This is a genomic window from Ruegeria sp. BHSA163 (assembly GCF_059613365.1).
On sequence record NZ_JBXWSJ010000104.1, the window covers coordinates 1 to 6386 of the forward strand.

Consider the following 6386-nt stretch of genomic DNA (forward strand, 5'->3'; position numbering starts at 1 on the left):
CACGCGCTTTGTCGAAGGCTGCATTTGCCGCTGCGATATCACGTTCGCGGTCCTGCGTATCCCAAGTAAACCCCTCACCCATAGTGTGCCACGTCACAAGATCACGCTCTTCAAAGAAACGGCGTTCTCCGGTTTTCCATTTACCCTTGATGAATTGTACCACTGCGACCTTCTGGCCCCAGCCCAAGGCGCGGACCACGACACCAAATGCTGCAGAGGATTTACCTTTGCCCTTGCCAGTATTTACCAGAACCAAACCGCGCTCAGGATCTACTGCCTTGGATACTTTCTTGCGGTGCTTGGCCTGCACCTTTTGCATCTTTTCCTTGTGATCCTGCGCGTCGCTCATTGGGGTACCTCGCTATTTGTCTGGGCCAACGTAGGGGAAGTTGGCAAAAGGTAAAGTCATGGTTTGTGGTCGGACAAAGACCTTGCGTTGCCACGTTCCAGCCCCAGTTGGTGCTCTCGCCAAATCACAACCACATTGCCAACTATGACAAGTGCAGCGCCGATCAAGATCGCAAAGGTCGGCAATTCATCAAACCAAACGTAGCCGATGAAAATTGCAAACAACATTGTGGTGTAGTCATAGGGTGCCAGCATTGAAGCCTGCCCAAACCGGTAAGAAGAGGTAACTAGGATTTGCGCCACGCCTCCGATCAAGCCCATTGCGATCAGGATGGCGGCCTGTTCCCATGTTGGCATGGTCCAACCCCAAAAAGCAGTCAGACCTGATAGAAGAGTCGCCGTCATCGAGAAATAAAACACGATTGCCGCTGGATGATCGACCTGAACCAGTTGGCGGATGTGAATTTGCACAAAAGCACGCGCAAATGTCGCCCCCAAAACGCACATCGCGCCAATCGTCGCAGCCAGTTCCATCTCGCTGCTACCGAGACGAGGCCATATCATGATCAGTACACCCAACAACCCGATGGCAACCGCCCCGATCCGGATCATTCGAATTCGTTCACCCAGCATCACAGCAGCCAGGATAAGAGTGAATATTGGAGTGGCATACCCGATAGCCGTGACTTCGGGCAGTGGGAGTAGACTGAGGCCTGTAAAAGTGAGACCCATCGCAGCCGTACCCAATACACCGCGCCAAAAATGTCCCATCGGTTTCCTGACCACAAAACCCTGGATGAGTTCGCCGCGCGCTACCAACCAAATGACGATAACGGGAATAGCAAAAAGTGACCGGAAGAAGACCAGCTCGCCAGGTGGAAAGTCTTCGGACAAGGCTTTGACCAACGCCGACATTGACGTGAACAAAAACAGGGCACTTAGTTTTAGCGCCACGGCAAGAATCGGTCGATGCGATGTTAAGGATTTTGCCATCGGCGCGACCCTGCGCCTTTGCAGCGCAAAGATCAACGGCGGTTGTTTAGTTGTTGGGGTTTGTCCAACTTGTTGGCAAGGGTAAACCTACTTCCTCTGCCAACTCTTGCAAAAACACGACCATCTTCTTTACGCGGTCCTCTGCGAGTCTCTGCCCGGACACAGTCAACATGTCTTGCGGAAGTTGAAGCAGCTTTACCTTCCAATGGTCCAGTGAAAACGTCAGATCGTCCAAACGGCGCGTTTCTGCAAACGGGTCAAGCGGATCATATAGGGCCCGCCCCAATGCTCCGGATACTATAAAGGTTCGCGCAATGCCAATTGCTCCCAATGCGTCTAACCGATCTGCGTCTCGCAGAATGCGCGCCTCATTCGTTTTTGGTTGTATTTTGGCCGAGAAGCTATGCGCAGCAATTGCATGCTGAGTAGCACGTATTTGGGCAGCGTCAAATCCAAGTTCGCTCAAGATAGGCTCTGACTCCTCGGCAGAGCGACGGGAGGCCTGACCACGATCAGGATCGTCTTTGGGAAGATTTACAAGATCGTGCAGGTAACAGGCCGCCAGCAAAACCTGCATGTCCAACTTAACATCGCAAATGGCCTGAGCATTTTTCCAGACCCGATCCAAATGGGCTAGATCGTGCGCGGGATCGGTCTGCATACGGTGCAAAACAACGCGACGAAGGCTGTCGCGCAGGTCAGCCAATCCTGCCACGGTTCTCACCAATCTGGCCACGATGCAGTAACAGGTGATCAAGGATCACGCAGGCCATCATTGCCTCGCCCACCGGTACCGCGCGAATTCCAACGCAGGGGTCGTGACGACCTTTTGTAATGATCTCGGTTTCCTCGCCAGATTTTGTGATAGTCTTTCGGGTGGTCAAAATCGAAGAGGTTGGTTTGACCGCAAATCGTACTACCAAGTCTTGGCCCGTCGAAATACCGCCCAGAATACCACCAGCATGGTTTGAGCTGAATTGCGGTCCGTTCTGGCCCATGAATATCTCGTCGGCATTGGCAACACCGGTCAGTTCAGCGGCAGCCATGCCTTCGCCAATTTCTACGCCTTTGACGGCGTTTATAGACATCATCGCAGCGGCCAAATCAGTGTCTAATTTACCGTAGACAGGAGCGCCAATCCCCGCGGGTACGCCGCGGGCCACAACTTCGATCACAGCTCCAACTGAATTTCCAGACTTACGCAGATCATCCAATATGATTGCCCATTCCTTGGCAGCCTGAGCGTCCGGAGTCCAAAACGGGTTCTGTTCGATCTGCGACCAATCAAACCTTTCCCGCTCGATTTTGTGCGGGCCGATCTGGGTCATATACCCGGTAATTTGCACATTCGGGGCGATCTGTTTGATTGCCTCGCGCGCCAAACCCCCAGCCGCCACCCGCGCTGCCGTTTCCCGGGCCGAGCTGCGCCCGCCCCCACGATAGTCGCGGATTCCGTATTTCTGCCAATAGGTGATATCTGCATGACCCGGCCGGAACTTGTCTATGATATCGCCGTAGTCTTTTGAACGCTGATCAGTGTTCTCGATCATCAATTGGACTGGGGTGCCGGTGGTTTGTCCCTCGAAAACGCCGGACAGGATTTTCACTTGATCAGGTTCACGTCGCTGAGTGGTGAATTTATTCTGCCCGGGCTTACGTCTGTCCAACCAGTGTTGGATCATGTTTTCGTCGATCGCGACTCCCGGCGGACATCCATCTACAGTTGCACCCAACGCCGGCCCATGGCTTTCACCCCAGGTGGTGACACGAAAGAGATGGCCAAAGCTGTTCATTGACATATGGAGTGCTCCTTTGGGAATCGTGATTAGCGGTCAAGTGCTTTGGCCTCAAGCGGATATGCAGCTGGGGCGCCGCGGCCCCAACCCAACTCTCTTTACGCAGCGGCAGCCAACCCGGCGCGGGTCTTTGCTACTTTTAGTGCTGCATGGGCCGCTTCGCGACCCTTTTGAATAAAATGATCACGATAGATGGCATTGTGATGGTCTGTTTCCTGATATTGGTGAGGGGTTAGAGAAACCGACAAGACAGGGACCCCGGAATCCATACCTGCACGCATCAAACCGTCAACCACTGCCTGCGCCACGAAATCGTGCCGATAAATACCACCGTCGACCACAAAGGCCGCGCAAGCAACCGCGGTGTAGCGACCTGTCTGGGCCAAATCTCGGGCAAGCAGCGGCATCTCGAACGCACCAGGTACGTCGTATACATCGACTTGTTCGGCGGGTATCAGCTCTAGAAATCCCTCTAGCGCGCGATCTACGATATCGGAATGCCAGTTGGCCTTAACAAAAGCGTAGCGGGTGTGTGTCATCTTGATCTCCTTTCGCAACAGACACGTCACCCAAGGCGATCACGAGCAGACACACCGCATCACCGGTACGCTGCACGTTCTCTTTCATCCGGACTTTAACCGTCGGCTCTGGCCTCTCACCAGATCTGCTGGACACCTCAAAAATCGAGGCCGCTCGCGGGCTTACGGGACATCGCCCGCATACCGCCGGTGGGGAATTCCGCCCCGCCCTGAGAACAATGCAGACCTTGCCAAGGACTGCGGCGTACTGCAAGAGCTATAAGCAGGAGAATACGCATGCACCCCAACCCATCTTTTCATGCCGATGATCGGAGCCGAGACATTGCTTTTGCAAGGGATCGAGCGTTTGGCACTCTGGCTGTTTCGACCGATGACTCGCCGTTACTAAGCCATATTCCATTTCTGATGGACGAAGACGGAAACACAGCCGAACTTCATCTTTTGCGTTCCAACCCAATCGCGCGGGCACTTAATAAACCGCAGCCAGCGCGAATCGCGGTGCTGGGTCCGGATGGTTACATTTCGCCTGATTGGTATGGAATCGACGATCAAGTGCCTACCTGGAATTACCTGGCAGTTCATTTGATTGGAGTGCTGGAGTTGCTGCCTCAGAGAAAATTACTGGATTTGCTGGACCGGCAGTCAGCGTTTTACGAAAATCGGTTACTACCAAAACCTCCGTGGGCAACAGGAAAAATGACGGATGAGACGTTGCAAAGGATGATGCGCATGATTGTGCCTTGCCGATTGCAAATCGACGACATTCAGGGCACATGGAAGCTAAGCCAGAACAAATCCGACACTGTCCGGTTGTCTGCCGCCGATGGCGTCGCGATGGGCGGAATTGGTTCCGAGCTTGATGCATTGCAGGCGCTTATGCGCGACGCTACCGAAGGCGCGACCTGAAACCAATTTTGCTCTCAAATTTCACAACCAAGTCCCATTCCGGAGAAAAACATGCAGTTGTATCATAGTTCGACCTCGCCCTACGTCCGTAAAGTAATGGTAGTGCTTCACGAGACCAACCAGTTGGCAGATGTCGAATTAAAGACAGTGGCGACTACTCCTGTATCTCCGGCCGATCAACTTTTTGGCAAAGCACCGCTGACCAAAGTGCCGGCCTTGGAACGCCCTGATAGCCCGACATTGTTCGACAGTAGGGTGATTTGTTCATATCTGGATAGCCGTGCGCAAGCCGGGCTGTATTCCGACGGTTCCCGATATTGGGATATCCGGACTCTGGAGGCACTGGCGGATGGTATTTTGGATGCCGCTCTTCTGATTACGTATGAGGAGCGCCTCCGACCTGAAGAAAAACAATGGAATGAGTGGGCCGACGCACAATGGGGCAAAGTTGAACGCGCCTGTACTGCGCTGAACCAGCATTGGATGGCGCATTTGTCTGAACCGCTCGACATGGGGCAAATCGCAGTTGGTTGCGCGCTGGGCTACCTTGACCTGCGGCATGACGCTCGTGCTTGGCGCAGCGGAAACGATGCACTGGCCAATTGGTTTGCGGAATTCGGCGAACGACCAAGCATGGTTGCAACGCGCCCGCCCAGTTAAACAGTTCGCAATAGGTCTAAATCAGTCCGACATTCCTCGACCAAACTCCGCCGATTGGTCACGAAAAGCATTTGGAGTGTAGCATTCTAAGCGCCATTACGACTCAGCGGGTCCAAGAACAGCCGAATCGCCGCAGGTTGATTCGGCTGTTCAGAAAAACCTGACGCGGAGAATCACTAAAAAGCCTGCTGCTAAGCAACAAATTTCCCAGATGCGGCGTATTGCGCGTTTATGACCGCTAGACGAACACTATTCTCCCCGATAGACAGCGCGGTTAAGACGCCGCATTCGTGCGGTGCGCGAGCTATTTGCCCGTACGCGGGCGCCAGACAATCGGAGATTACCTCGTGTCCCACGCAGAAGACCACGAAGGCACCCGCAGAGACTTTCTGTATTACGTCGCTGGCGGCGCAGGTGTCGTTGCGACAGGTGCAGCCGTATGGCCCCTGATCAATCAAATGAACCCTTCGGCAGATGTTCAGGCTCTGTCCTCGATCCGGGTGGATGTCAGCGGGGTCGAGCCGGGTACGCAATTGACCGTCAAGTGGTTGGGCAAGCCCGTCTTTATCCGTCACCGGACCGGAGCAGAAATCGCGGAAGCCCAGGAACAAGATGCTGAAGGAACTGGCGCGCTGCCGGATCCGCTGGCCCGAAATGCAAACCTGAACGCGGATGCGCCGGCAACGGACGCCAACCGCGTCATGCCGTCGCCGGAAGGTGAAGCACCAGGTGCCTGGATCGTTCAGATGGGCGTTTGCACACATTTAGGTTGTGTGCCTTTGGGCGATGCCGGCGATTTCGGAGGCTGGTTCTGCCCCTGCCACGGATCACACTATGATCTGGCCGGCAGGATCCGCAAAGGACCCGCGCCTGAAAACCTTCCTGTTCCGCCCGCGGAATGGACCGACAACAGCACAATCAGACTCGGCTAAGGGAGAGCCAAGATGTCAGGAATTCCCCACGATCATTATGAGCCGAAGACCGACGGAGAAAAGTGGCTGAACAGCCGACTCCCGATCGTAGGCTTGTTGTACGATACACTCATGATCCCAACGCCTAAAAACCTGAACTGGATGTGGATTTGGGGCATCGTCCTGACTTTCTGTCTGGCGTTGCAGATCATAACCGGAATTGTTCTGGTGAT

Annotated in this window: 8 protein-coding genes, 1 pseudogene and 1 riboswitch; of the genes and pseudogenes, 4 read left to right on the forward strand and 5 right to left on the reverse strand. The window is 54.3% G+C overall.

What is annotated here, in order from left to right:
* The 5 genes from AC2FNV_RS23035 to AC2FNV_RS23055 all read right to left on the reverse strand — a co-directional run.
* Positions 1-349 (reverse strand): cob(I)yrinic acid a,c-diamide adenosyltransferase (locus AC2FNV_RS23035; protein WP_496774651.1); only part of this gene is annotated, 349 nt, incomplete at its 3' end.
* 56 nt (positions 350-405) lie between these two features.
* The gene (locus AC2FNV_RS23040) at positions 406-1341 is read right to left on the reverse strand and encodes a DMT family transporter (RefSeq protein ID WP_170607378.1); all 936 of its coding nucleotides are present in this window, start codon (positions 1339-1341) and stop codon (positions 406-408) included.
* Between the two features lie 46 nt (positions 1342-1387).
* Positions 1388-2056, reverse strand: coding sequence for an HD domain-containing protein (locus AC2FNV_RS23045; protein WP_170607377.1), 669 nt, complete (start codon positions 2054-2056; stop codon positions 1388-1390).
* Positions 2040-3140, reverse strand: a complete 1101-nt coding sequence (aroC, locus tag AC2FNV_RS23050; RefSeq protein ID WP_170607375.1) for a chorismate synthase — start codon at positions 3138-3140, stop codon at positions 2040-2042. Before aroC ends, AC2FNV_RS23045 begins: the two co-directional genes overlap by 17 nt.
* Before the next feature lie 95 nt (positions 3141-3235).
* Entirely contained in the window at positions 3236-3676 is a 441-nt protein-coding gene (locus AC2FNV_RS23055) for a 6,7-dimethyl-8-ribityllumazine synthase (RefSeq protein WP_170607373.1), read from the reverse strand.
* Between the two features lie 72 nt (positions 3677-3748).
* A riboswitch (FMN riboswitch) is annotated at positions 3749-3897 on the reverse strand.
* Between the two features lie 55 nt (positions 3898-3952).
* Between AC2FNV_RS23055 and AC2FNV_RS23060 the strand changes: the two genes are divergently transcribed.
* The 4 genes and pseudogenes from AC2FNV_RS23060 to AC2FNV_RS23075 all read left to right on the forward strand — a co-directional run.
* Positions 3953-4582, forward strand: a complete 630-nt coding sequence (locus tag AC2FNV_RS23060) for an FMN-binding negative transcriptional regulator (RefSeq protein WP_170607371.1) — start codon at positions 3953-3955, stop codon at positions 4580-4582.
* A 51-nt stretch (positions 4583-4633) separates the two neighbouring features.
* Entirely contained in the window at positions 4634-5242 is a 609-nt protein-coding gene (locus tag AC2FNV_RS23065) for a glutathione S-transferase (RefSeq protein ID WP_170607369.1), read from the forward strand.
* A 347-nt stretch (positions 5243-5589) separates the two neighbouring features.
* Complete coding sequence (gene petA / locus AC2FNV_RS23070) at positions 5590-6174, forward strand: ubiquinol-cytochrome c reductase iron-sulfur subunit (RefSeq protein ID WP_170474158.1); 585 nt, start codon at positions 5590-5592, stop codon at positions 6172-6174.
* 12 nt (positions 6175-6186) lie between these two features.
* Positions 6187-6386 (forward strand): annotated as a pseudogene (locus tag AC2FNV_RS23075) (cytochrome b); the annotation flags it as partial.